This window comes from Pseudomonas brassicacearum (assembly GCF_003732265.1).
Classification (GTDB): domain Bacteria; phylum Pseudomonadota; class Gammaproteobacteria; order Pseudomonadales; family Pseudomonadaceae; genus Aquipseudomonas; species Aquipseudomonas brassicacearum_D.
This window is the reverse complement of record NZ_MOBK01000001.1, coordinates 1,014,450-1,040,425: the sequence shown is the minus strand read 5'-3', so window position 1 is coordinate 1,040,425 and position 25,976 is coordinate 1,014,450. Positions and strand designations below refer to the sequence as shown.

The 25,976-nt window shown below is 61.8% G+C and carries 23 protein-coding genes; 7 read left to right on the top strand and 16 right to left on the bottom strand.

The genetic code is table 11. The annotated features are described in order from the left end of the window. Nucleotides 1-10 precede the first annotated feature (10 nt). The 3 genes from BK660_RS04910 to BK660_RS04900 form a co-directional block, all read right to left on the bottom strand. Nucleotides 11-559, bottom strand: coding sequence for a cytochrome b (locus tag BK660_RS04910; protein WP_123432321.1), 549 nt, complete (start codon nt 557-559; stop codon nt 11-13). A 188-nt stretch (nt 560-747) separates the two neighbouring features. Continuing rightward, nucleotides 748-1,575 carry a phosphonoacetaldehyde hydrolase gene (phnX, locus tag BK660_RS04905; protein ID WP_123432320.1) on the bottom strand — a complete coding sequence of 276 codons (828 nt, stop codon included), beginning with the start codon at nt 1,573-1,575 and terminating at the stop codon, nt 748-750. A gap of 45 nt (nt 1,576-1,620) precedes the next feature. Further along, nucleotides 1,621-2,730, bottom strand: coding sequence for a 2-aminoethylphosphonate--pyruvate transaminase (locus BK660_RS04900; RefSeq protein ID WP_123432319.1), 1,110 nt, complete (start codon nt 2,728-2,730; stop codon nt 1,621-1,623). A 109-nt stretch (nt 2,731-2,839) separates the two neighbouring features. Here BK660_RS04900 and BK660_RS04895 point away from each other — a divergent pair, with 109 nt between their 5' ends. Continuing rightward, nucleotides 2,840-3,700, top strand: coding sequence for a LysR substrate-binding domain-containing protein (locus tag BK660_RS04895; protein ID WP_123432318.1), 861 nt, complete (start codon nt 2,840-2,842; stop codon nt 3,698-3,700). A 103-nt stretch (nt 3,701-3,803) separates the two neighbouring features. Here BK660_RS04895 and BK660_RS04890 read toward each other — a convergent pair whose 3' ends face one another. Then, nucleotides 3,804-4,676 (bottom strand): LysR family transcriptional regulator, encoded by an 873-nt coding sequence (locus BK660_RS04890; RefSeq protein ID WP_123432317.1) that lies wholly within the window; start codon nt 4,674-4,676, stop codon nt 3,804-3,806. A 267-nt stretch (nt 4,677-4,943) separates the two neighbouring features. Here BK660_RS04890 and BK660_RS04885 point away from each other — a divergent pair, with 267 nt between their 5' ends. Together BK660_RS04885 and BK660_RS04880 are read left to right on the top strand one after the other, a co-directional pair. Next, nucleotides 4,944-6,269 carry an MFS transporter gene (locus BK660_RS04885; protein ID WP_123432316.1) on the top strand — a complete coding sequence of 442 codons (1,326 nt, stop codon included), beginning with the start codon at nt 4,944-4,946 and terminating at the stop codon, nt 6,267-6,269. A gap of 69 nt (nt 6,270-6,338) precedes the next feature. Next, complete coding sequence (locus BK660_RS04880) at nt 6,339-7,730, top strand: FAD-dependent oxidoreductase (RefSeq protein ID WP_123432315.1); 1,392 nt, start codon at nt 6,339-6,341, stop codon at nt 7,728-7,730. Here the strand turns inward: BK660_RS04880 and BK660_RS04875 are convergent. Beyond that, complete coding sequence (locus BK660_RS04875; protein ID WP_123432314.1) at nt 7,727-9,127, bottom strand: type VI secretion system Vgr family protein; 1,401 nt, start codon at nt 9,125-9,127, stop codon at nt 7,727-7,729. The genes BK660_RS04880 and BK660_RS04875 overlap by 4 nt on opposite strands. 233 nt (nt 9,128-9,360) lie before the next feature. Between BK660_RS04875 and BK660_RS04870 the strand changes: the two genes are divergently transcribed. After that, nucleotides 9,361-10,068 carry a YebC/PmpR family DNA-binding transcriptional regulator gene (locus BK660_RS04870; protein WP_123432313.1) on the top strand — a complete coding sequence of 236 codons (708 nt, stop codon included), beginning with the start codon at nt 9,361-9,363 and terminating at the stop codon, nt 10,066-10,068. A gap of 130 nt (nt 10,069-10,198) precedes the next feature. Here BK660_RS04870 and BK660_RS04865 read toward each other — a convergent pair whose 3' ends face one another. The 9 genes from BK660_RS04865 to BK660_RS04825 all read right to left on the bottom strand — a co-directional run bounded on the left by BK660_RS04865 (nt 10,199) and on the right by BK660_RS04825 (nt 20,283). Then, nucleotides 10,199-11,512, bottom strand: a complete 1,314-nt coding sequence (locus BK660_RS04865; RefSeq protein WP_123432312.1) for a protein kinase — start codon at nt 11,510-11,512, stop codon at nt 10,199-10,201. A gap of 80 nt (nt 11,513-11,592) precedes the next feature. After that, nucleotides 11,593-12,723, bottom strand: coding sequence for a cell division protein ZapE (gene zapE / locus BK660_RS04860; RefSeq protein ID WP_123432311.1), 1,131 nt, complete (start codon nt 12,721-12,723; stop codon nt 11,593-11,595). Between the two features lie 345 nt (nt 12,724-13,068). Then, a complete protein-coding gene (locus tag BK660_RS04855) occupies nt 13,069-14,115 on the bottom strand; it encodes an ABC transporter substrate-binding protein (RefSeq protein WP_123432310.1) in 1,047 nt (348 codons plus the stop codon). 18 nt (nt 14,116-14,133) lie between these two features. Continuing rightward, the gene (locus BK660_RS04850; RefSeq protein ID WP_123432309.1) at nt 14,134-15,249 is read right to left on the bottom strand and encodes an NAD(P)/FAD-dependent oxidoreductase; all 1,116 of its coding nucleotides are present in this window, start codon (nt 15,247-15,249) and stop codon (nt 14,134-14,136) included. Continuing rightward, entirely contained in the window at nt 15,246-16,601 is a 1,356-nt protein-coding gene (locus BK660_RS04845; protein ID WP_123432308.1) for an FAD/NAD(P)-dependent oxidoreductase, read from the bottom strand. Before BK660_RS04845 ends, BK660_RS04850 begins: the two co-directional genes overlap by 4 nt. A gap of 697 nt (nt 16,602-17,298) precedes the next feature. Continuing rightward, nucleotides 17,299-17,589, bottom strand: a complete 291-nt coding sequence (locus BK660_RS04840; protein WP_123432307.1) for a (2Fe-2S)-binding protein — start codon at nt 17,587-17,589, stop codon at nt 17,299-17,301. Nucleotides 17,590-17,596: 7 nt separating this feature from the next. Continuing rightward, nucleotides 17,597-18,391, bottom strand: coding sequence for an ABC transporter permease (locus BK660_RS04835; RefSeq protein ID WP_027925045.1), 795 nt, complete (start codon nt 18,389-18,391; stop codon nt 17,597-17,599). 6 nt (nt 18,392-18,397) lie between these two features. Beyond that, nucleotides 18,398-19,267: an ABC transporter permease gene (locus BK660_RS04830; RefSeq protein WP_123432306.1), complete on the bottom strand. Its 870-nt coding sequence runs from the start codon at nt 19,265-19,267 to the stop codon at nt 18,398-18,400. Beyond that, on the bottom strand, nt 19,264-20,283 hold the full coding sequence (locus BK660_RS04825) for an ABC transporter ATP-binding protein (protein WP_027925047.1): 1,020 nt from the start codon (nt 20,281-20,283) through the stop codon (nt 19,264-19,266). The genes BK660_RS04830 and BK660_RS04825 overlap by 4 nt, the downstream gene beginning before the upstream one ends. Nucleotides 20,284-20,525: 242 nt before the next feature. Here BK660_RS04825 and BK660_RS04820 point away from each other — a divergent pair, with 242 nt between their 5' ends. Next, nucleotides 20,526-21,362 (top strand): IclR family transcriptional regulator, encoded by an 837-nt coding sequence (locus BK660_RS04820; protein WP_123432305.1) that lies wholly within the window; start codon nt 20,526-20,528, stop codon nt 21,360-21,362. Between the two features lie 148 nt (nt 21,363-21,510). On the opposite strand, the gene BK660_RS04815 is transcribed toward BK660_RS04820, so the two are convergent. Then, on the bottom strand, nt 21,511-22,263 hold the full coding sequence (locus BK660_RS04815) for an anti-sigma factor family protein (protein ID WP_123432304.1): 753 nt from the start codon (nt 22,261-22,263) through the stop codon (nt 21,511-21,513). After that, nucleotides 22,260-22,766, bottom strand: coding sequence for an RNA polymerase sigma factor (locus BK660_RS04810; RefSeq protein ID WP_123432303.1), 507 nt, complete (start codon nt 22,764-22,766; stop codon nt 22,260-22,262). The genes BK660_RS04815 and BK660_RS04810 overlap by 4 nt, the downstream gene beginning before the upstream one ends. Before the next feature lie 316 nt (nt 22,767-23,082). Here BK660_RS04810 and BK660_RS04805 point away from each other — a divergent pair, with 316 nt between their 5' ends. Next, nucleotides 23,083-24,636, top strand: a complete 1,554-nt coding sequence (locus BK660_RS04805) for an amino acid adenylation domain-containing protein (protein ID WP_259698488.1) — start codon at nt 23,083-23,085, stop codon at nt 24,634-24,636. Further along, on the top strand, nt 24,633-25,958 hold the full coding sequence (locus tag BK660_RS04800) for a ferredoxin reductase domain-containing protein (RefSeq protein WP_123432301.1): 1,326 nt from the start codon (nt 24,633-24,635) through the stop codon (nt 25,956-25,958). Before BK660_RS04805 ends, BK660_RS04800 begins: the two co-directional genes overlap by 4 nt. Nucleotides 25,959-25,976: the final 18 nt, after the last annotated feature.

The window sequence follows — 25,976 nt, the reverse complement described above, 5'->3', positions numbered from 1 at the left end:
CGGGCGGTGTTCAACCGCGCTTTGGCATCATCCGCAGCAAGGTGTTATCCCGCACCACGTAATGGTGATAGATCCCGGCGAGTGCGTGCAGGCCGATCAGCCAGTAGCCGATGGTGCCGCCCAGTTCATGCCAGCCCTGGATCTGCTTGGCCAGCGCCTTGTCTTCCGAAACCAGCATCGGCAGGTCAAAGCCGTAGAACATCACTTGATTACCCTTGGCGCTCGTGACCAGCCACCCGAGAATCGGCATTGCGATCATGAAAATGTACAACGCCCAATGCATCAACTTCGCCAGCGTGATTTGCCACTTGGGCGAGGCGGGGAAGATCTGCGGTGCGGGCCCCAGGCTGCGGGCGAACAAGCGGAGCCAGACCAGCACGAACACGGTCAGGCCCAGCATGAAGTGCGATTCAACGATCAGCGCGCGACCGCCACTGCCTTTGGGAAAGATCCCGCGAAACTCGATACAGGCGTAAACCAGCGCCAACAAGACCAGCATCAACCAATGCAGCGTGATTGATACGGTGCTGTAGCGTGATTCGGAATTCTTCCAGGGCATACGGTGTTCCTCACAGGTCTGGTCTGAAGCCACCGTTCTTGACCGACGGTGTTCCTTAACTGTAATCCGCTTTGGCGGATTTGCCTTGAGTGATTGTGCCGTATAACGCTCTGGTTCAGCTGATTGACATCAAAAATGCGCCAGTTCCGTAATGGAACTGGCGCTTTTTTATGCTCGGAAAACTGCGATCAACTGCTTTGCGGCATTTCGCCATTTGCCAGGCGCTTGTTGATGTCGGCGATCACTTCCGGCAAGTCAGTGATGGTGTCGATCATGTAGTGCGGGCGCGAGCTTTCGAACATGGCGTGGATGCGCTTGCGTTCGCTGTCCAGCTTATCGCTGCCGAGGGCGCGATAACCTTCGTAGTCCAGGCCCAGCGCGTTGCCCGAGCAGATCAGCGCCACGGTCCACATGCCGGCACGACGACCTTCGAGAATGCCTGGCACGGTGTCATCGATCTTCACGCAGGCGGCGACGTCGTCGATGCCCAGCGCAATCACGTTGGCCAGGGCCTGAGCCGGCCATGGGCGACCGTTGGGGACTTCGTCGGTGGCGACCACGTGGTCGGCGACGTAACCGTTGGTGGCGGCCAACTCGACCACTTTGTCCATGACCTGTTTCGGGTATCCGGAGCACGAGCCGATCTTGATCCCTTGCTGGCGCAGGTTGGCGATGGTGTCCAGCGCACCTGGAATCAGGGCCGAGTGTTCGGCGATTTTTTCGATTTGCAGCGGCATGAAGCGTTTGTAGATGGCGGTGACATCATCGTCGGTCGGTGCGCGGCCGAACACGGCGCGATAACGCTCGGCGACTTGTGGCTGATCGCACAGGGTGCGGATGTGGTCCCACTTGCCCATGCCCATCGGCCCACGGGCTTCTTCGATGGAGACCTGGACGTCGAACTCGGCGAAGGCTTCGACGAAGATTTGGGTGGGAGCGAAGGAGCCGAAGTCAACGACGGTGCCGGCCCAGTCGAGGATGGCGGCTTGGAGTTTGGTTGGGTTGTTGTAGTTCATGTCTCAAATCCTGTCTTTTGGAATGATGAGCAAATTTGTTGTGAGTCAGATGTCGAGGACTTCCATCTCACGCAGTACTTCAGCCACCGCCGCCACGGCCGCGTGCATCTCGGCCTGGTTGACGTGGCCGATGCAGCCGACGCGGAAGGTTTCAACCTGGGTCAATTTGCCGGGGTAGAGGATGAAACCCTTGGCCTTGACCCGTTCGTAGAATTCCTTGAACTGGTAGCGCGGATCTTTCGGTGCGTGGAACGTGATGATGATCGGCGCCTGAATCGCGGCGGGCAGGAAGCTGCGCAGACCGAGCTGGGCCATGTCTTCCAGCAGCACTTTGCAGTTGTCGGCGTAGCGCTGATGCCGCGCCGGCAAGCCACCTTCTTCGTTGTATTGCAGCAAGGCTTCGTGCAGCGCCGCGACCACATGGGTCGGCGGGGTGAAGCGCCATTGGCCGGTCTTGGCCATGTAGGTGTGCTGGTCGAACAGGTCCATCGCCAGCGAGTGCGAGTTGCCGGCGGCATTCGCCAGCGATTCTTTGCGAGCAAAGACGAAACCCATGCCCGGTACGCCTTCCAGGCATTTGCCCGACGCAGCGATCAGCGCGTCGAACGGCACCTGTTGCGCATCCACCGGAAGCGCGCCGAAAGAGCTCATGGCGTCGATGATCAAGCGCTTGCCGTGTTGCGCAATCACCTGGGCGATTTCCGACAGCGGATTGAGGATGCCGGTGCTGGTTTCGCAGTGAATCAGTGCAACGTGGGTGATGCTGGCGTCGGCGTGCAGCAGACGGTCGACGTCGGCGGCGGTGGTCGGCTCGTCTTCAGCAGTTTCGAAGGTGCTGAAAGAGCGGCCGAGCACTTCGCAGATCTTCGCCAGGCGTTTGCCGTAGGCGCCGTTGATCAGCACCAATACTTTGCCGTCACGGGGCACCAACGTGCCGATCGCTGCCTCGACCGCGAAGGTGCCGCTGCCTTGCAAGGGCACGCAGTGGTGGCTGGCGCCGCCGTTGATGATCGCCAGCAGTTGCTCGCAGAGGCTGGCGGTCAATTGATTGAAGCGGTCATCCCATGAACCCCAGTCGACCATCATCGCCTGACGGGTGCGGGCCGATGTGGTCAGTGGGCCGGGGGTGAGCAGGATGGGTTCGGCAGTACTCATTCTCGTGTCCTCGCATTCGATGGGATGAAGCTACGGGACATAAATTGCAATTTGCCGTGCTATCAATCAAATTGTTTGTTGTTATGCCAGCCATCAGTGAGAGTTATCCATGAACCTGTTCCAGCTTCGGGCCTTTGATGCCGTGGCCCGCGAAGGCAGCTTCACTCGCGCCGCCGCACGATTGTTCATCAGCCAGCCGGCGGTGACCGGGCACATCAAAGCCCTGGAAGAGCATTACCAGATCACCTTGTTGCGCCGTACCGCGCGACGGGTGGAGCTGACGGAGGAGGGCACCAAACTGGCCGCGATCACCCGGGCCATGTTCGGCCTGGCGGAAGAGGCGCAGGTGATGCTCGAAGCGAACCGACAGTTGCTGACCGGGCGCCTGGAAGTGGCGGCAGACGGACCGCACATGGTCATGCCGATGTTGGCCAGCCTGCGCGCGCGCTACCCCGGCATCACCGTGAACCTGCGATTGGGCAATGCCCAGGAAACCCTGGCGGCGTTGTTGTCCGAGCACGCCGACGTGGCGGTGTTGACCGAGGTTGAACCGCGCAAGGGCCTGCACCTACAGGCGTTGAGCGAATCGCGGATATGCGCGTTGGTGCCGGAAAGTCATCCATGGGCGAAGGCGAGCAGCGTCAAGCTCAAGGCGCTGGATCAGGTGATCATGGTGTTGCGTGAGCCGAGTTCGATTACCCGGCGCACGTTCGATCAGGCGTGCGATCAGGCGAAGGTCAACCCACGGGTGTTGCTGGAGCTGGACAGTCGGGAGGCGGTGACCGAAGCGGTGGCGGCGGAGTTGGGGGTGGGCGTGGTGTCTTCGGTGGAAGTCAGCCATGATCCACGGGTGGCGGCGGTGCCGATTATTGGCGAGGGGCTGGTGAACCGGCACATGATCGGGTGCATGGAGCGGCGGCGGGATTTGCGGTTGATACAGGCGTTTTTTGAGTTGGCTCCAATCAGTTAGACCGAGGTGCGGCCTTCGCGAGCAAGCCCGCTCCCACACTGGATTTGTGGCGTTCACATAACCCCTGTGGGAGCGGGCTTGCTCGCGAAGGGGCCGGACCTGCCTACACCAGACTCTCGCGAACCATCTCCAGAAACGTCGCCACCACCCGCCGCGAACTCTGCTCGCGCAAGCACACCAGTGTCTCCGTCAGCCGCCGTGTGCAATCAGTAATCGGCAACGCACACACCCGTGAATCCGCACCAAACTCGGCAGCCGACACCACCCCAACCCCAATCCCGACCACCACCGCCTCGCGCGCCGCTTCCCGTCCTTCCACCTGAATCGCCGGGCGAATGCGAAACCCGGCACGGGCCATTTCCTCTTCCAGTGTCTGGCGTGTCACCGAACCGATTTCACGCAGCACCAACGGCGTGTCATCCAGGTCCGCGAGGCAGATCGATTCGCGATCCGCCCACGGATGATGGCGTGAAACAAACGCCACCATCGGGTCATTGCGCAGGGGCAATGAGATCAGCCGTTCATCACTGACATCCCGGCCCAGCAACGCCAGGTCAGCCTGATAGTTGAACAGGCGAAACAACGACTCATCGGTGTTGCCGGTTTCAATCTTCACGCTGATGCCCGGATAGCGTTCGCAGAACCGCGCGATCTGCGGCAGCACATGCACCGGCGCATCCACCGCGAGGATCAGGCTGCCGGTCTGCAAGGCCTGGGAGTCCTGCAACAGCTCCTGGGCTTCGGCCTCGATCACGAACAGCCGCTGAGTGATGGCGAGCAAGCGCTCGCCCAGATCTGTCAGGCGCACCGAGCGTTTGTTGCGATGGAACAGCAACACTCCGAAGCGCTCTTCGAGTTTGCGCACCTGGTCGGAAATGGCCGGTTGCGTGAGGAATAGCCGCTCGGCGGCTTTGGTAAAGCTTCCGTGGACGGCCACGGCGTGGAAGGCTTTGAGTTGGGCGTGGGAAACCGACATCGAAACCTCCAGTAACAAGCTGAGCTTATTTTGGAAATACGATAAATCGATTTCACTTATTAATCAGTAATTGTTTTTATCCACCTCAGCCCCGGTGACTGGTCAGTCGAACAGCAGCGGTGGCCATGAGCCTGTGCGTGCAACAGCAGGACTCATCTGACCGGTATCGCGACAGGGAAACCGCGATACCGCAGTGCTCAACAATAAAAACACAGGCGTTTTCTACCCATTCTGCCGGCACACTCACACCCTGAGGTCAGAACCACAATGAACAATCCCATCGGCACCATCAAGCGCTGGCGCGTGCAGATCTTTGCGATCACCTGGCTCGCCTACGCCGCTTTCTACTTCACCCGCAAAGCGTTTTCCGTGGCCAAACTGGGGATCGCCGAAGACCCCACCTTCATGCTCGACAAAATGGCCATGGCCAACCTCGACGCGATCTACCTGGCGGCGTACGCCCTCGGGCAGTTTACCTGGGGCATGCTCGCCGACCGCTTTGGCCCACGGGTCGTGGTGTTCGGCGGGTTACTGATTTCGGCGGCAGCGGCGCTGGTGATGGGCACTTACGCGACACTGCCGATCTTCGCCACCTGCATGTTGATTCAAGGGTTGGCGCAGTCCACCGGTTGGTCCGGGCTGTGCAAAAACCTCGGCAGTTTCTTCCCTGCGCAACAGCGCGGCAGAGTGCTGGGGTTATGGAGTTCCTGCTATGCCTTTGGTGGGCTGGTGGCATCGCCGTTTGCGGGCTGGTGGGCGTATACGCTGATCGGCACCTGGCATGCGGCGTTCATTTCCAGTGCGGCGGTGGTTGGGCTGGTCGCCGTGCTGTTTTTTATTTTTCAACGCAACACACCGCAAGACGTCGGCCTGCCGGCGGTGGACATCGAACCCGAGTTGACCGCTGAAGAGGCTGACGCGCAAAGCAAGATCAGCATCCTGGAACCCTTGAAGGACATCCTGCGCAACCGCACGGTGCTGGTCCTGGGCCTGGCGTACTTTCTGCTGAAACCGGCGCGTTACGCGATTCTGCTGTGGGGCCCGGTGATCGTGTTCGAACAAATGCCCACGGTGGGCAAGGTCGGCGCGGCGATCATCCCGACCGCGTTTGAACTGGCCGGGCTGCTCGGGCCGATCCTGCTCGGTCTCGCGTCGGACAAAGTGTTCGGTGCCCGCCGTATGCCGGCTTGCGTCCTCAGCCTGTTGGCGCTGACCGTGACCCTGGCCTTGTTCATGGGCGCCTTGCACACCGGCAGCGTCTTGCTGGTGGTCATCCTGTTGTTTGTCATGGGCCTGACCCTGTACGGGCCGGACTCGATGATCAGCGGCGCGGCCGCGATTGATTTCGGCACCGCCAAGGCGGGCGCGACGGCGGCGGGTTTCGTCAACGGTTGCGGTTCGGTCGGGGCAATTCTCGGCGGGTTGCTGCCGGGTTACTTTGACTCGGTCACCGTGTTCATCGTCTTCGCCGGCTGCGCGTTGTTCTCGGCCCTGGTGTTGATCCCCCATTGGAACAGCCGCCCGGCTGGCTTGCGTGTTAACTATCCCTTCGTGCCCAATCGGGCGATGGCGATCAAACCCCTGCGTACCTGAATCCTGTCCCTCGCAGCCTGCTGCACCGGCGGCAGGCTGGCGTGTGGGCATCTGACTGGAGATTTCCCCATGAGACCCTTTTGGCTGGACCAGGCCTTAAAGGCTGATACGTCCGACACCTGCCCGGCGCTGGACGGCGATACCCGTGCAGACGTGTGCATCGTCGGTGGTGGCTACACCGGTTTGTGGACCGCAATCATGCTCAAGGAGCAGAACCCGGAACTCGATGTGGTGCTGATCGAGGCCGACATCTGCGGCGCCGGCGCCAGTGGCCGCAACGGCGGTTGTGCGTTGTCGTGGTCGGCCAAGTATTTCACCCTGGAGCGGCTGTTCGGCGTCGAAGAGGCGGTGCGCCTGGTCAAGGAATCCGAGCGCAGCATTTACGCGATTGGCACCTTTTGCGAACAGTACGGCGTGGAGGCCGATTACCGCCTCGATGGCACGCTCTACACCGCGACCAATCGTGCCCAGTGCGGCTCGACCGATGCAGTGATTGCCGCGCTGGAACGCAACGGCATCAACTCGTTCACCCAGCGTCCGGTCGCCGACGTGCAACGCATGGCCGGTTCCCGCAAGCATCTGGAGGGCTGGTTTTCCCCTGCGGCGGCCAGCGTACAACCCGGGAAACTGGTGCGCGGCTTGCGGCAAGTGGCGTTGCAGTTGGGGGTGAAGATTTACGAAAACACCGCGATGACCGGGCTGGAGGAGGGCAAGCCAGCGGGCATTCAAACCCGCAACGGCACCGTTCGCGCAGACCGGGTGGTGCTGGCGATGAACGCCTGGATGGCCCGGGCGTTCCCGCAGTTCGAGCGCAGCGTGGCGATTGTCTCCAGTGACATGTTGATCACCGAACCGCGTCCCGATCTGCTCAACGAGATCGGCCTGACCAGCGGCGTCACCGTGCTTGATTCGCGGATTTTCGTGCACTACTACCACAACACCCCGGACGGCCGGATCATGCTCGGCAAGGGCGGCAACACCTTTGCCTATGGTGGGCGGATGTTACCGGTGTTTGATCAGCCGTCGCCGTACGCCGGGTTGTTGAAAGACAGCCTCAATGAGTTCTTCCCTGCGTTCGCCGACGCCAAGGTCGACGCGACATGGAACGGCCCGTCAGATCGCTCGGTCACCGGCCTGCCGTTCTTCGGCCAGATGAGCGCCAGCGGGAATGTGTTCTACGGGTTCGGTTATTCCGGCAGCGGCGTTGGCCCGTGCCACATGGGCGGGCAGATTCTGGCCTCGATGGTGCTGGGGCTGGACAACGCCTGGACCCGTTCTCCGCTGGTGAACGGCCCCTTGGGGTTTTTTCCGCCGGAGCCGATTCGTTACCTCGGCTCGCTGATGGTGCGCAACGCCATCCGCCGCAAGGAACGCGCCGAAGATCACGGCCGCCGCCCACGGCACCTGGACGTACGCCTGGCCAAATTTGCCGCAGCGGCCGGCAAGGCGGACAAGGGCTAGCGATTGATCAGCCAATCAAGCAGCAATCGCCCATCGCTGCGGGGTTGATAGGCGGCGCGAGGCTTGGTCGGGTTGAAAACGGTGGCGCACAACACCGGGCGATCCGGGTCGCTGTCGAGAAAGCTGATCAGCACTTCGGAGCCCGCGAGGGGCAGGCTGGAGGGATCAATCCCGCGCTCCGGTGTGGCGAAGGCCACGGGAAGCCACAAGCCGGCGGATTCATCCGCGTCCTCTTGCAGGGCTGGCCACAGCCGCACGTGGATTCGATGTTGCTCATCCAGCGCTGCCGGTTGCCCGGCCACGCCCAGCACCCATGCCGTCTGATAGCCCGGAATGCTCGGCCTGGGTTGCGTGAGCGCGGGCCTGAATTCCGTTGACCAGGGAATGGCGGTGAACTGATTGCTGTAGCGCCGGGGACGTTGGTCGGCGAGGATTGAAGGCTGTTGCCCGCCGTGCTGGACGTCGGTGATCAGCCACTGATCGTTGAAGCCCGACAGCGGATGTTCCGTCACTTGCACGATGCTGCCACTGCGCAAGCCGGCGTGCTTGCTTTGCCCTTCAATCTGTCGATGCTGGCAGCGCAGACGCTCCAGTGACCGGCGACTGAGCTGCTCGCGGTGCGCCTGTTCGGGGGCGGGACGACCGGTGAAAGGGGATGTCTTGGCGAAGGTGTGGTTGGCGGCGCCGTCACCCGATGCCTGAAATCCGCGATGGTTGGCAACGCGGCGGGCGGGCAGGGCGCGCGCGCTGTGACGTTGGAACAGCTCACTGATCACCGGTAAAGAAGTCCCGCTGAGCGCATCCTCTCGAAAGGGCAGCACGAGCGGCGCCTGGGGGAATGCCTGGCTGTCATCCGCCAGCACCAGCACATGCCCGTCGCAGCGGTGTTCGAAGTGATAGTGGATGCCTTCTTCTTCGCAGAGTCGCTGCATCAGTGTCAGGTCGGACTCTTCGTATTGAATGCAAAACGGTCGGGGCGGGTAGTGCGCGGTAGCCAGTTCCAGGCGATAGCTGTCCTCGGGCAGCGCATGTTCCTGGAACAACTGACGCAGGATTGCCGGCACGCTGAGGTGATGAAACACCCGACGGCAGCGGTGTCGGTCGAGGGTGTGCAGGTAAGGCACCAGCACCAGGTGATAGCCGATGCAATGCGGACCGCGGTGTTCACGGCTGGCGCTGTGAAGAATGCCGTGAACGGCGATGCGATCGTCCATCGTCAGAAGAGCCGGTTGTTGCAGCAACGGGTCGAGGTTCATCGCCGGTGCCAGGCCAATCACTTCAATGTCGAACCGGTAGGGCCGGTTCAGGCTTTCAGTTCCGCTGAACTGCAACACCTGCAGGCTTAAACCGCTGTCGAGGAGGGTCAGGGTGTAGAGACTTTCCTTGTCGTTGTGCATTGAGTGCGCTTCTGCCATGGATTGCGGACGCGAAGGGTACGAAACCGCGCCCCTCAATGGTCACCGCAAATCGCTGTTTCAGAATCGCCCTACGAATGCTGGCGAAAAAGTCGATACGTGAAGCCGGTGGACCCGTCCGCATTTTTTGGTCGATTGCCAACTTTAGGCCGTATAAACTTGCGCAATGCGTCGGCCAATAGATGTCTCGGCGCCACTGATCAAGAGAGTGAGTAATGGGCGCACAGTGGAAGGTTAAACACAAAGAAGCGGCATCCAACGCCAAGGGCAAGATCTTCGGCAAACTGGTGAAAGAAATCACCATTGCTGCGCGTAACGGCGCCGATACCGCCACCAACGCACACCTGCGACTCGTGGTTGAACAGGCCAAGAAAGCCTCGATGCCCAAGGAAACCCTCGATCGCGCGATCAAGAAAGGCGCGGGCCTGTTGGGCGAAACCGTGCAATATCATCGCGTGACTTACGAAGGCTTCGCCCCGCATCAGGTGCCGCTGATCGTTGAATGCGTGACCGACAACATCAACCGCACCGTGGCGGAAATCCGCGTGGCGTTCCGTAAGGGCCAACTGGGCGCTTCCGGCTCCGTGGCGTGGGACTTCAACCATGTCGGCATGATCGAAGCGTCCCCGGACAGCCCGGACGCCGATCCGGAAATGGCGGCGATCGAAGCCGGTGCCCAGGACTTTGAGCCGGGCGAAGAAGAGGGCACGACCCTGTTCCTGACCGAACCTGCGGACCTGGACGCGGTGCAAAAAGCACTGCCGGAGCAAGGTTTCACGGTGTTGGCGGCGAAACTGGGCTACCAGCCGAAGAACCCGGTCAGTGGTTTGAGCGATGAGCAGATGGCTGAGGTTGAAGCGTTCCTGGAAGGCCTCGACAACCATGATGATGTGCAGGATATGTTTGTGGGTCTGGCGGGTTAAGTAGTCCAGCATGGGCGACTTTGTCGTCTGACAGGCCGCCTTCGCGAGCAAGCCCGCTCCCACATTTAATCTTCAGTGCGACATAGATCTAGTGTGGGAGCGGGCTTGCTCGCGAATGGCCGCAAAGCGGTCACCGATCCTGCAGCTCCCGCAAAATCTCGCCAAACCCGGGTCTCTTCAGCACTTCCGGATGGCAGCAGCGCTCCTGCAAAACTTCCAGCTCTTCACGCGCAACATCGCTCAACCCCGAGTCGATGCGTTCTAGCAATTCCCCCAGCAACACCCCAAATGCCCGCACCTCAATGCGTTGCAGCGCCCGGCTTTCAGGGCTGTCGCAGGTCGCGTGAAAAGACGCCGCGCCAAAATCCCCCAGCAGGCAATCACCGTCCTCGTTCCACAGGATGTTGTGGCCATAGAGATCGCCGTGGGTGATGCCGTGCTGGTGCAAATGCCTGGCCACTGAGGCCACGCCATGGGCGATGCGCATTGCCACGCCCGCGCTGAAGCGAGTGTCATCGGTGTAGACGTCTCGCGTGCAGGACGCCAGGCTCGGCAGCGCGGCCAGGTTGCGATAACTCGGGTCGATCAGTTGCATGACCAGCCCGGCCTGCTGCTCGGGATGATCGACGATTCGGCCTTCGACGCGGATCAGGTTCGGGTGAAGGCCGGCGGTGATGCAGGCGTTCATTTCGTGCAGGGGTGAGCCATCGCTGGTCATTTCGCCCTTGTAGAGCTTGACCGCGACCTGCGTGGCCGGTTGCCCCGTTTGCGCCCAGGTGGCCCGATGAATCACCCCCGAAGCGCCTTCGCCCAACTGCTGCTCCAGGTGCAATTGCTCCCAGGGAATCTGCGGAGTGGCTTCCAGTGCCGCCGCATCCGCTTCGGTTTCCAGGGGATTACCGGCGTACGCCAGCCACGTCAGGCTGGGCAGGGCCAGCAGCCATTCGGGCAGTTCCTTGAACTGATTGGCAGCGATGCGGATCAGTTCGAGTCGATGGCACTGGCTCAGGCTGCGGGGCAGGCGTTGCAAGCGGTTGCCGGCGAGCATGAGTTTTTGCAGGTTCGGGCGGTCGCCCAGTTCGGTGGGCAGTTCAGCGATGCGGTTGTCAGTCAGGATCAACCAGCGCAGCAACGGCGGCAGCGCGGCGGCGGGGACCGTTTCGATGGCATTGGACCGGAAGCCGATCATCGTCAGCGCGGCGCATTGGCCCAGGCACGCCGGCAGTTCGGTGAACAGGTTGTCCGAGCAGAACAGCACGCGTAACCGGGTCAGGCGATGCAGGTCATCCGGCAGGCTGCGCAAGGCGTTGCCGCTGAGGTTGAGCACCTCCAGCGAATCCGCCAGGTCGAAAATGTCCCGCGGGAATTCTGTCAGGCCGCAGGCCAGGTCCAGGCGAGTAATGCCAGTCAATTGGCCGGCGCGCAGTTGGGCGAGGGTATCCATGGGCGGGTTCGCTATTGATCAGGGGAAGGCGCGGAGGCCTGGAAATGGGCGACATGATAGCGGTAAAGGTGGCGCACCTGTCAGGCCAGTGCGCGCACTTCCAGCAACTGGCCCAAGCGGCTGCGCGTGCGCGCCAGGTCGATGGCATCGCCACCCAGGCTTTCGCGCAACGATTGCTGTCCGAGGAGCGTCAGGTGTTTGTCCTGATCGTATAGAACGTCGATCAGGTTGATGAACCGCTGCTGTGCGGCAATCGAGCAGTCGGCGAGTTTGGGCAGTTCGTCGATGATCCAGTGATCGAAGCGCCGGCACAGCTCTAGGTAATCCATGACCGCCGTGGGGTGTTCGCACAGAGCGTCAAAGGTGAAGCCGATGGTCCGATCTTCGCAATGCCGCGCTTGCAGGTGCCGGGTGCCGACCGCCAGTTGCAAGGGAGGGGACACGCGTTCGGGCAGGTTCAACACCTGACGTTGCGCCAGGCTGCCCGGCCAGACATAACGGCCTTGGGTAAACACCTGCTGCGCGTGGGTTCTGACCTGACTGCGGTAGTCATGCGGGCCCCCGACTTCCATCACTTGCATGCGGGCGTGGATCAGGTCGATGACCGGCTTGAAACGTGCGTGGTAGAGCGGGTTGGGCAGCAAGCCTTCCGGTGGATAATTAGACGTCACCAGCAGCAGAATGCCGCGACGGAATAGCGCCTTGAACAGCCGCGTGATGAGCATCGCATCGCCGATGTCATGAACGTGAAACTCGTCGAAACACAGCACCCGGCAATCGCTCAGCAGTTCATCGAGGGTGAAGGCCAGCGCATCGGGCTGATCGCGGTGGGTGAACATTCCCTGATGCAATCGGGCAAAGAACTCGTGGAAGTGCATTCGCTGCTTTTGCTCGATCGGGATCGCTCGGAAAAAGCCGTCGAGCAACCAGCTCTTGCCGCGTCCGACCGCACCGTGCAAATAGAGGCCGGGAAGGGTTTTTGTCGACGCGCCGAGCAGCGCGGTGGCGTGTTGCGCCATGCAGTCGATCACTCGCTGCTGGCTGTGACTGAGGGTGTAGCCCTGGGCATGGGCTTTCTGGCGGAAGTAATCGTGGACGGCTTTACCGGCCGCCGTGCCGCTGGCAGGTGAGGCAAGCGCCTTGCCGAAAAGGCTGCGCAAGGAAGGCAGGCGTGGTGTCAGTCGCGAACGGTTGGGCGGTCGAGCGGCCATTGTCATGTCACCCCGTAGTCGTCAGGCCGGCTCCCCGAGCAGCGGCGGCGTAGTGTAACCAGATGGGTAATTACCCATCCAGTCATGTCGACGGACGAAACGGGTAGACAGCCTTGTACCAGCTATCGAGCAGCGCGAGGCTGCGTTCGGCCCTGTAGCAGCTGTCGAGCTCCAGCGAGGCTGCGTCCGGCTGCGAAGCAGTCGTGAAATCAGGCAGCGCGGTGTCTCAGAAAGACCGCGTTTGCAGGGTTTACGACTGCTTCGCAGCCGAACGCAGCCTCGCGGTGCTCGACAGCTGCTACAGAGCCGGACGAGCTGCTGCATCGGTTGTGTGGCTGCGGTTATCTAGCGTTCAATGGTGCGATTCCAGCGTGCATTCCACGCCGGGCGCTGTTCGTTGACCTGGTCCCAATCGATGGCAATCGCTGTTTCCAGATACTGCTTCATCGCCTCGACCTGGCCGCGCGTCTTGTCGGTGGTCGGGGTGTTCGGGTTGGACGGGATCTGGTCGCCGTCCTCAAGTGCGGCGGCTTGTGCTTCGGGCGTCAGCAAGAACGCGGCGAGTTTTTGTGCCAGTTCCGGTTGGGTGTTGTTGGCGATGGCGCACTCCGCGACGTTGAGCACCACGGCGCCTTCCTTCGGTTGCGCGTACTCGACCGGCATACCTTTGAGCTTCAACGCGGTGACCTGCGTCGGGGTCAAAGGGAACAGCGCGGCTTCGTCGGTCTGGAGCATTTCGGAAATTTTCGCCGAGCTCGGAATGTATTCCAGCACGTTGCGTCCGACGGTGTTCGGCCAGGCCTTGAAGCCCGGTTCGACGTCGGTTTCGCTGCCACCCTGAATGCGGTTGAACATCAGGAAACCGTGCAGGCCGAAGGTCGACGAGGCCATCGACTGGAACACCAGTTTGTCCTTGAAACGCGGGTCAGCCATGTCCATCCATGACGTCGGCGCGCTCCAGCCTTTTTCCTTGAACAACCGGGTGTTGTACGCCAGCCCGGTGACGCCGAGGCTGACTGCCACGGCCTGATCCTTGATCCGGCCCTTGGCTGGAATCTGCGCCAGGGTCGGGCTGTCTTCAAGCTTGTCGCACAGGCCCATGGCGATGGCGCGGTACATGATGCCGTCGTCGAGGAACATCACGTGCAACTGCGGGTTGCCTTTGCTGGCCTGGACCTTGGCCAGGATGTCGGCGGAGGTGCCCGGCACGATGACCACTTTGACGTTGTTGGCTTTTTCGAAAACCGGCAACACCTTGTCGGCATACAGCCGCTCCATGGTCCCGCCGTTCATGCCCAGGTAAAGCGTCGGCTCGGCGTGAGCCTGGGTCACCGTGAGCAGGGCACTCAGGCATGAAAATCCGAGCAGTGCAGTGCGTTTGAAGTGATTCATTGGCGCGACCTTCCTCTATCAAGCTACGGAAATGGGGTGAAACCGGGTGATGGAAAACGCATCCAGCGACGTCGACGGGGCGCCGTGGCAGATGATCTCGGTGAGCGCCTGGCCCACCGCCGGCCCGATCTGAAAACCCGCGCCAGCAAAGCCGAACGCGTGCAACAGACCGGGTAGCGTGCTGCTGTGACCGATCACCGGTTGGCGGTCGGGCAGATAACCTTCGGTGCCGCTCCAGGTGCGAATTGCCTGGGCGCCTTCAAGAAACGGATAAAGCTCGACGGCCTGGCGCAGGATCTCGATTACCGCCTGCTGGCCGGGGCGTGCCCTCGCAGTGTCGAGGGCAAAACCCTGGCCACCGCCAAGCACGCAATTGCCGCGAGCGACCTGTCGGGCATAAATGCCGCCGCCTTCGACACCGGTGCTGGCGTTCATCACCAGTGGCAACGGCTCGGTGACCAGCATCGCCGGGTGCCCGGCGTGCATGGGCACCGCTTCGCCGAACTGTTCAGCGAGGCTGCCGGCCCAGGCGCCGGCGCAGTTCAGCAGCCACGGCGCGTGCAGTTCCAGGTCGTTTTGAGTGCTGACCCGAAAGCGCTGGCCGTCGTGTTCCACGGCAGTGACGGCGCACTGTTCATGCACCTGTGCGCCGTGGCGCTGCGCGGCTTGGGCGAAGGCGGGGGAAACCAGTCGCGGGTTGGCGTGACCATCGTCGGGGCAATACGAAGCGCCGACGGCGACATCACCGACCCAGGGAAAACGTGCGCGCAATTCAGCGCGATCCAGTAGCTGCAAATCGAGGCCGAAACCCTGGCTGCTGGCGGCGTAATCCTGCAACGCACGCAAGTCGTCGAGGCTGCGTGCGAGCTTCAAATGACCGCTGCGTTGATATTCACCGTCAATGCCAATCAACTGTGGCAGCTGTCCCCAGATCTCGTGTGCCCTTTGCGACAAGGGCAGTTGTGACAGCGGCCGACCTTGTCGGCGTACGCCGCCATAGTTCACGCCACTGGAATGCGAACCGCAAAAGTCCCGCTCCAGCAACGCCACGCGACGTCCGGCTTTGCTGAGAAAAAGAGCGGCCGAGGCACCGACAATGCCGCCGCCGATGATGATCGCGTCGACTTCAATCACGATTCGATCTCCAGGCCAAACGGCAGCGGCTTGACCGGCGCCTGCGCACGCAGCCGCCCGATTTGCGACACGCCGCGCTGGCTCTCGCCGGCAATGATTTCTGCGGTGGCCGCGCCGCACATGCGCCCTTGGCAGCGGCCCATGCCCACGCGGCAATGGGCTTTGACCCGGTTGATTTCCCAGTGGCCTTCGCGCACAACCTGACGGATGTCACCGGCGCGCACTTCTTCGCAGCGGCAGATCATCACCTCGTCCGCGGTGTTGGCTGCCCAGTGTTCAGGGAAGATGAATGCCTGTTCCAGCCCTTTGCGAAAGGTGTTTATTCGGGTGAGCGATTGCTCCAGTTGGACGCCGCGCTGTGGCGCAATCAGGTAGCCGCTGTCTTCGAGCACCGCCAAGGCTGCCCGTTCACCGGCCATTTCCGCGGCATCGGCGCCCATGATCCCGGCGCCGTCACCGGCCAGGTACACCTCGGCGACACTGCTGCGTCCGGCGCTGTCACGTTGTGGCAGCCAGGCGCGGTTGAGCGGGTTCCAGGCAAACTCGCAACCGAGCAAATCGGCGAGTTGGGTTTCGCTGCGCAAGCCATGGGCGAAGGCGACGGCATCGCACATCAGTTGATGTTCGCCCTTTGCGTCGGACCAGTTCAGCGACCGCACGCGGTGTTCGCCATCGATGCGTTGCAAGGTGGCGCCCTGATGCACCGGGATGCCGTGTGCGGTCAGCCAACTGCGGTAATAAATGCCCTTGGCCAGCGTCGCCGGTTGCGGGAGCAAGCCGGGCAGGGCGCGGACCTGGGCACTGAACGGCGAACTGTCGAGCACCGCGACCACTTTCGCACCGGCCTTGGCGTATTGATACGCGACCAGGTACAGCAACGGACCGCTGCCGGCGAACACCACGCGTTCGCCGATGGCGCAGCCCTGGAATTTCAGGGCGATCTGCGCCGCGCCGAGGCTGTAGACGCCTGGCAACGTCCAGCCTTGCACAGGCAGGATACGGTCGGTGGCGCCCGTGGCGACAATCACACGGGAGAACTCGATGCGTGCGGCGCGACCTTCATGCAGCGTGTCGAGCGCATCCGCTTCGGCGTTCCACACCAGGGTGTCGGGCCGATAGTCGAGCTGTTCGCGCAACGTATCGAGGGTCTGATGCAGCGCCTTGGCCTTGCGCGCTTCGAAGCCATACAACTTGACCGCCGAGCGCTTGAAGTTGGCCGGCTGACGCCGATAAATCTGCCCGCCACCGCGCGCGGCTTCATCCAGCAACACCGGGCGAACGCCATGCGCCACCAGCGTCTGCACCGCCCGAATCCCGGCGGGGCCGGCGCCGATGATGACTACGGGCTTCATACCCACCACCCTTCAGATGACCGCCGCAAACCCCCTGTGGGAGCGGGCTTGCTCGCGAAGGCGGCGGTACTTTCAACACAGGTGGTGACGGACACACCGCTTTCGCGAGCAAGCCCGCTCCCACATTTGATTTGTGTCGATGGCGGGTTTTGTGATCGACGCTGAATCCCTGTGGGAGCGAGCCTGCTCGCGAAGGCGGCGGTACTTTCAACACAGGTGGTGACGGACACACCGCTTTCGCGAGCAAGCCCGCTCCCACATTTGATTTGTGTCGATGGCGGGTTTTGTGATCGACGCTGAATCCCTGTGGGAGCGAGCCTGCTCGGGAAGGCGGCGGCACTTTCAACATAGGAGGTGACTGACACATCGCTTTCGCGAGCAAGCCCGCTCCCACATTTGATTTGTGTCGATGGCGGGTTTTGTGATCGACGCTGAACCCCTGTGGGAGCGGGCTTGCTCGCGAAGGCGGCGGTACTTTCGACACAGCTGGTGACGGACACACCGCTTTCGCGAGCAAGCCCGCTCCCACATTTGATTTGTGTCGATTTCAGGTGTTGTGATCGACGCTGAACCCCTGTGGGAGCGGGCTTGCTCGCGAAGGCGGCGGCACTTTCAACATAGGAGGTGACTGACACATCGCTTTCGCGAGCAGGCTCACTCCTGCAGGGGATTCGGTTGCGGCAGATTGGCAACGTGTTCATAGCGAGCGCCCCGGTTCGCGGGTGATTTGGTGGTCGGTTTCAAGCAGCGTCGAGCACGCGCGTACGCGTCGGCCGTCGCCCAGGCGGACCCAGCAGTCCTGGCACGCGCCCATCAGGCAGAACCCGGCGCGGGGTTCGGCGCTGAAGTCGCTGCCGCGCAGATGCTCGCTGCAGGTCAGCACCGCCGTCAGCACGGTGTCGCCGAGCAGGGCGCTGGCCGGTTGGCCGTCGAGGGTAAAGTTCACGGCCGGGCGGTCGCCCTCGGCCAGTCGTTTCAGCAAAGCCATGGCGCCCTCATTGTTTTCCCACCAGCACCCGATCAAGGCCGTAGACCCGATCAAGCAGAATCATCGTCAGCGCGGTCAGCGCGATCACCAGGGCCGACACCGCCGCCATCATCGGATCGATGGATTCGGTGGCGTACACGTACATGCGCACCGGCAAGGTTTGCGTGGCCGGCGAGGTGACGAAAATCGACAGCGTGACCTCATCAAAGCTATTGATGAACGCCAGCAACCAGCCCCCCGCAACGCCCGGCAGAATCATCGGCAAGGTGATTTCCCGGAACAGCGTGAAGCGCCCGGCACCGAGGGATTGCGCGGCATGTTCGGCGCTGCGGTCCAGGCCAATGGCCGAGGCCAGCACCAGTCGCAGCACGTACGGCGTGATCACCAGCACGTGGGCGAAAATCAGCCAGGCGAAGCTGCCGTTGACCCCCATCAGGGCAAACAGGCGCAGCAACGCAACACCGAGCACCAGGTGCGGAATGATGATCGGCGACAGGAACAGACCATTGAAAAAGTCCCGACCCGGAAACTCGAAACGGGTGATCGCCAATGCCGCCGGCACCGCAATCAGGGTCGCCAGGCTGGCGGCGCAGAACGCCAGAATCAAACTGTTGTAGAACGCATCCACAAAGTCGGCGCGCTCGAACACTGCGCGAAACCAGCGCAGGGAAAACTCGGTGGTCGGCAGGCTCAGGGTGTTTTCCGGGGTGAACGCGACGAGGCAGACCACCACCAGCGGCGCGAGCATGAACAGCACCACCAGGGCATGAAACAGCAGGGCGAAAGGACCGTTCTTGGACATGACGAGTTATCCCAATGACTTCTTGTAACGGCCTTCGATCATCCGGTTCCACGACAGCATGATCAGCAGGTTGAGCACCAACAGCGCTACAGCGATCGCCGCGCCCATCGGCCAGTTCAGCTCCGACAGATACTGGTCGTAGATCAGCGTGGCGACCATTTTCAGGCGGCGCCCGCCCAGCAGGCCAGGGATCGCAAATGAGCTGGCGGCGAGGCCGAACACGATCAAGGTGCCGGACAGAACGCCGGGCATGATCTGCGGCAGAATCACCTGGCGCATCACCGTGAAGTGACTGGCGCCGAGGGACATCGCCGCTTGTTCGGCGGCCGGGTCGAGTTTCTGCAGCGAGGTCCAGACCGGAATAATCATGAACGGCAGCATCACGTGGACCAGCGCAATCACCACCGCAAACGGTGTGTACAACAGCTTCATCGGCGAACCGCCGAAGGCTTGCAGGGTTTGATTGACCAGGCCATCGGCGCCGAGCAACAGGCTCCAGCCGAACGCCCGCACCACCACCGAAATCAGCAGCGGTGTGAGGATCAGGATCAGAAAGATCGAACGCCACGGCGCGCCCATGCGGCTGAGGATGTAAGCCTCGGGCACGCCGATCACCACGCACAGCAGGGTGGTCAGGGCGCTGATCCACATCGTGCGCAGAAAGATTTCGTAGAAGTACGGGTCGCCCAGCAGGCTGCTGTAGTGACTGAGGGTGTAGGCGTCGCCCTTGATCCCCGAGCTGTAGTCGAAGACGTTGAACGACAGCACCAGCGTCAGCAGCAGCGGGATCGCCAGCAAGCTGATGTACAACGCCAGGGCCGGTGCCGACAGCAAATAGCCCTGACGCCCCTGGCGAACGGCGGCCAGCGTACTCATGCCGACACCTCGTCGACGGTCAGCACCCGCAGCAGTTTTGCATCCCAATCAAGGCCGACGGCCGTGCCTTCGTTCAACGGCGTCGAACCGTCGTTGCGGCGCACCACACTGATGTCGCCCAAGGCCGTTGAGACGCCGTACAACCATTGGCTGCCGAGGAAGAAGCGGCTGGCGATCTTGCCTTGCAGTCGCCCGTGATCTTGTTCGCGCAGGTCGATTTTTTCCGGGCGCAGGCTCAGGGTCAGGTCGCCGCCACTGCGCACTTGCACCACGCCGGCGCTGTCACGCTCGCCGGGCAGCAGATTGGCTTTGCCGACGAAGCCGGAAATGAACTCGGTGCGCGGATGTTCATAGAGGGTGTAAGGCGCGTCGATTTGCGTGATGCGTCCGGCCTGCATCACCACCACGCGGTCGCTGATGGACAGCGCTTCGGATTGGTCATGGGTGACCATCAACGTGGTGATCCCGACTTCGCGCTGGATGCGGCGGATTTCGAACTGCATTTCTTCGCGCAGGTTGGCATCGAGGTTGGACAGAGGCTCGTCGAGCAGCAGCACCGGCGGCTCGATCACCAAGGCCCGGGCCAATGCGACACGTTGGCGCTGGCCACCGGAAAGCTCGCGGGGATAACGCTCGGCATGTTGATCCAGGCGCACCAGTTTCAGCACCCGGGCCACGCGTTGCTGCAGCTCGGCGGCGGGCACTTTGCGCATCCGCAGGCCGAAGGCGACGTTGTCCTTGACGGTCATGTGCGGGAACAGCGCGTAACTCTGGAACACCACGCCCAAACCACGGCTGGCGGGTTTGGCGTGGGTGATGTCGCGACCGTCGAGCAGGATGCGCCCGCTGGTGACTTCGACGAAGCCGGCGATCATTTGCAGGGTGGTGGTTTTGCCGCACCCGGACGGGCCGAGCAGGGACACGAACTCGCCTTTCTCCACCGAGAGGTTAGTGGCCACCACGGCGTCGATCTCGCCGTAACGTTTGCCGAGTCCTTCAAGTTGCACAAAAGCCATGACTGCGCTCCACCTGAGATTGTTATGCGTCACCCGAAGGCGCGCTTTTTTGTATGGGCAGATACGAAAAGGTCTTGCTGGGTGCGTTGGCGCTCGACTGGAGTCGGCTGCCGCTGTTGTTCGAATCGCCCCTGTGGACGCAGATTAGGACGAAGACTAGGATGGGCTCAATGGCCTATTTCACTGAAGCGATGACTATTTTCGATTTCATTCAGTGAGTAAATTTATTGTCGAGAAACCATATGTCGGATTCCACTGAGCGGAATGAAAACAAAAATGAAGTCGGTGTCGGTGCGGTCTCCCGATTGTTTGCGGTGCTGCGTAGCCTCGGTGACACCGTCGAGGGTGGGGAGCGCGTGACACAACTGGCGCAGCGCATCGGCTTGTCGCAACCGACCACGCACCGTTTGTTGCGCAGCCTGATGGACGAGGGCATGGTCGAGCAGGATGTGCGCAGCAAACGCTACCGACTGAGCCTGGATTTTTTTGCCTTGGCGGCGCGTGCGGGCAATACCGGCAACCTGCGCGAACTGGTGCGTCCGTCGCTGCTGCGGCTTTCGGCTTCGTTGGGGGATTCATTGTTCTTACTGGCGCGCAGCGGTTTCGACGCGATCTGTCTGGACCGCAGTGAAGGGCCGTTTCCGATCCGCACGTTCACCGGTGATATCGGCGGCCGCGTGGCGCTGGGCGTGGGTCAGGGCAGCCTGGCGATCCTGGCGTTCCTGCCGGAAGAGGAGCGCGACACGGTGATCCACTACAACCTGCCGCGACTCAAGGATTTCCATCTGTACGACGAAGTGTTCCTGCGCTCGGAGGTCGAGAACGTGCGCGCGCTGGGGTATGCGGGGCGCAACACCGGTGTGCTGCAAGGCATGGCCGGGGTGGCGGTGCCGATTCTGGATCGAGAGGGGCGGGCGGTGGCGGCGTTGAGTGTGGCGACAGTGAGTGACCGGCTGGGGCCGGATAGGTTGCCAACGGTGGTGGAGATGCTCAAGCGCGAAGCGGCGATGATCGGGCCGCGGATCAATCCGTTTGATCCATTGTTGCGACGGCCTTCGCAGGTGTTTGGGCAGGTCTGAACACACTCTCGAAATGATCACTGAACCCCTGTGGGAGCGGGCTTGCTCGCGAAAGCGGTGTGTCAGACACATCTATACCTACTGACACGCCGTCTTCGCGAGCAAGCCCGCTCCCACATTGGATCTGTGTCGCTCCCCCAAGGGAATGTCAGAACTGCTCCGTCTGCTTGAGCATCTGCGCCGTCGGCGTGTCACTCGGGCTGACCATTGCGTAGTTGTAACCGCTGCCGGACCAGTATTCGGCCTGCAATTCGCCATCGCTGCGACTGCCCCGCGGCAGGAATATGTTTTTCGGGCCCGGTGGGCGCACGTAGAAGCTGATCTTGTGCCCGCCCTGATCCTCGTAAACCACCATCGCCGCGGGCCCTTGCTCAGTGCTGAGCAAACGGCCGCTGACCGGTTTGAAGCCTGCACTCGACAGGTCCGGCAGGCGATTGGCGCGGGTGAAATAACGGTCGAGCCAGCCCTGCATGTCGCCATCGTCGCTGACTTTGTAGTCCGCCGGCAGAATGCCTTGCTGAGCAAACAGACGATAAGCCTGCAGCGCATCGGTCATCGGCAGCGGAGGACTGGGCAGGGTCATTTGGCGCGCTTGCCAGCCGCTCAACCCACCGACGCTGACGGCAATCAACAGCACCGCCGCGCTGGCCAGATGGCGGCGTGACTGGCGTTTGAGGCGCTGGCGAATCAGCGCCGGGTCGAGGTCCGGGTTGGCAGTGTCGTGCAGGGCGCCGCTCATGGCCGCGCGCAATTGTTGGGCGTCGTGCTGCCAGGCGCGCACTTGCGCCGCCATTTGCGGGTTGCTGGCCAGATACGTTTCCACCAGACGTCGGTCGGCGTCGCTGAGTTGGTGATCGACGTAGGCGTGCAGGTCACGCTCGCTCGGGGGCATGCTGATCATTTGAGTATCCGCAAAGAAGGGCTGGTGATTTCGCCGTCGCTGAGCTGGCGCAAGGCCTGGCGGGCGCGGGATAGGCGCGACATCACGGTGCCGGTGGGGACGTCGAGAATCTCGGCGACCTCTTTATAACTCAAACCTTCCACCGACACCCAGAGCAGCAAGGCGCGCTGTTCGGTGCTGAGCCGGTCGAAGGCTTGCAACGTCGATTGAGCAATCACCGTGCGTTCGACCGATGGCTGTGCGTCGTCACGCCCGGTAAAGAATTCGAGCATCCGCGCATAGCGCCGGGAACGGCGATGGGCATCCAGAAACTGCCGGTACAGTATCGAAAACAGCCAGGCGCGCAAGTCGCCTTCGGGGCGTTTGTCCGCCCAACTCGACAGCGCTCGCTCCAGGCTCGACTGCACCAGATCGTCGGCGCTGCTGGGATTGCGCGTCAGCGATACGGCGAAACGCCGGAGCCTGGGAATGATTTCTCTGAGTTGTTCGTCGATATCGTTCATGGGAAAGGGCGAGTTCTGAGTCAGTGAAGGGCGGCAGTGACAAGGAAGACGCCGTCTAAGGCAGGTTATTCCCTCTGCCGTAAAAGAAAATCCCACGGCCTACTTTATGTAGGACTTTTCCTCATTGGTTGCAGTCCATGTAACGACGTCAAGCGTCGTGGCTCAAGCCTCGTAACAAGCGCAAGCGGCATTGCGTCCAGCCAGTCCATCGGCTCGGCGCAACTGTCCGGTCTTGAGCTTGAACATTGAGCCCGATGAGATTTTTGACATGCAAGAGCACGCAATCCCCCTCAACCCCGCATTGGCCTATTCGCCGATGCCTACGCCGGCTGTTGATCAGGACCTTTGGCAGACATTGGGCCGTGGGCCGACGGTCACGCCAGCGTTCTCCTCGATTCATCACGCAATCGAAGCGCAAGCCGTGACCCACTCGCAAGGTGTTGCGGCCCTTTGGCAAGGTGAGTCCATCACCTATAACGAATTGAACAGACAGGCCAATCGCCTGGCTGCCGTGTTGATCAGCCAGGGCGTCAAGCCCGGTGATCACGTTGCACTGTTCGTGGAACGCTCGATCCCCATGCTGGTGGGCATGTTGGCCGTATTGAAGGCTGGCGCGGCCTACATTCCCCAGCACGTGGGGATCACCCCGGCACCGCAATTGCGCCACATCATGGAGGTTGCTGCCACGCGTCTTGTGCTGACGCTGTCGAACCTCGAGTCGCAGATTCCCCTGACAGCGGCGCAGCACTGCATTTGCCTCGATGCGTTCATGACAGTGCCGACCACCTCATCGGACGAAGTGAACGTGGCCGGTACGCCGTCAACGACCCCGGATCAACTGTGCTTTTTGTTGTTCACCTCCGGCACCACCGGGCAGCCCAACGGCGTTCGGGTAACCCACCGCAATGTCTGCAATATTCTGCTGACGGAACCGGGCAACCTCGGCATGAAGCCTGGGCTCAAGGTCGGGCAGATGCTGAACATCGCCTTCGATATGGCCGCGTGGGAGATTCTGGGTTGCCTGGCCCATGGCGCGACGTTGATGATCCGGGGCAAAGACATTGCTCAGACCGCCGAGCAATGCGACGTGCTGATCGCCACGCCGTCAATTCTCGGCACACTGGATTCCGCGCGTTGCCAACAGGCCAAGGTTGTGGCCGTTGCCGGCGAGCCGTGTCCCCAGCTACTGGCCGATCGCTGGTCGTCGTTTTGCACTTTTTACAATGCCTGCGGCCCGACCGAGACCACCATCGTCAACACCATGCAGCGTTATCGGACCGGAAGGTCCCTGACCATCGGCAAACCCACGCCCAATAACACGGTGTATGTACTCGATGAAGACGGTCGACCGTGTGCCATTGGGGTGCAAGGGGAGATGTGGGCGGGCGGGGAGTGCGTAACGGCGGGTTACCTGGGGAATACTGCGCTCACCGCCGAACGTTATCGGCCCGATCCGTTTCTTGGTCAGGACCGGATGATGTTCCGTACTCGCGACCTGGGGCGCTGGACGGCGGAGGGCGAGCTCGAACACTTGGGCCGCGTCGACGATCAGGTCAAGGTGAGGGGTTTTCGGGTTGAACTCGATAGTGTGTCGGCGGTGCTGGAGTCATGCGACGCCTGCGAGCGAGCGGTTACGCTGAAACTCGACAGTCGACATCTGGTGGCCTTCGTCAGCCCTGCGTCCACCGACATCGAGGCCGCGCGACGTCGTTGCGAGGCACGCCTCGCCTACTATTGCGTCCCTTCGTTGATCATCGCTGTGGCCCACATTCCCCTGACTTCACGGGGTAAAGTCGACAAGCGGCTGCTGCTGGCCCAGGCGCAACAGGCCAACCTGGATGCCAACGCTGTACCGAGGGTGAACGCATGAGCGCCGCCAGCGGTTTACCCGCCAAGCGTGCGCTGTGGCGACGCCTTGGAACGCTGCCGTGGTTTTCCCATTACAACCGTCTTGTGGCACTGGTTCTGGTACTCAATGGTGGCGCGCTGGCGCACGGGTTGAACGCCGGGCAATGGTGGACATCCTCCGGTGTGGCCCTGGAAACGCTGGCGGGACTGGTTGTGGCGAATCTGTCGTTGGCGATTTTGATTCGCCAGCAATACGTCATCAATCTGTTGTTCTGGCTGGCCACCCGGGCCCCTACCCATTGGCCGCTGACGATTCGTCGCTCATTGGCCAAGGTCTATCACTTGGGTGGCCTGCACAGTGGCGGAGCCCTGGCCGCCATTGGTTGGTTCGTCGCATTGCTGGGCTCAATGGGATGGCATTGGATTGGCGGCAAGGGCGGCGTTTCGACAACGCTGCTTTGGGTGAATGCTGCGTTGCTGGGGGTGTTGCTGCTGGTGGCGACCATGGCGCATCCCTGGGTACGGTCCCGTTTCCACAATGGCTTCGAGCGAACTCACCGCTTCGGTGGCTGGACGGCACTCGTATTGTTTTGGGTCTCGACCCTTTTGTTTGCCCGTGATCAGAACCCGCAAGCGCCGCTGCAAGAAGTACTGGCCACCTCGGTGCCCTTCTGGATGCTGGTGGTGCTGACGTTCAGCATTGCGTTGCCATGGTTGCGTTTGCGCAAAGTGCCGGTGCAGTTACTCAGGACTTCATCCCACGCCGTCATTGCCCGGTTCGGGCATGTCACGCCGTTTGCCGGTTCGTCCAACGCCATCAGTCTCAACCCGCTGATGGAGTGGCATTCGTTTGCCAACATTCCCACGCCGGGGCAGGCCGGTTTTCGGCTGATCATTTCCCGGGCCGGGGACTGGACCGGCGAATTCATCGAGCAAATGCCGACTCACGTCTGGGTCAAAGGCATTACCACCGCCGGCGTGGCGCACATCGAAACCCTGTTCAAGTCCGTGGTGTATGTCGCAACCGGAAGCGGTATCGGCCCGGTACTGCCTCATCTGCTTGCCAGGCAGGTGCCGATCCATTTGATCTGGTCGACCCGCAACCCACGCAAAACCTACGGTGATGAACTGGTGGAGGAGATTCTTGAGGCCGAGCCCGATGCCTTGATCTGGGACACCGATGTGCTTGGCAAACCCGACCTGGTTCAACTGGCCTATGACGCGATTCAAGCGACCGGTGCAGAGGTCGTGATCTGCATTTCCAACCAGACACTGACTCGCCGAGTGGTCGAGGAAATGGAGAGTCGCGGCATTCCAGCCTACGGCGCGATCTGGGATTCCTGAGGTGAGCGCTGGCTTTTA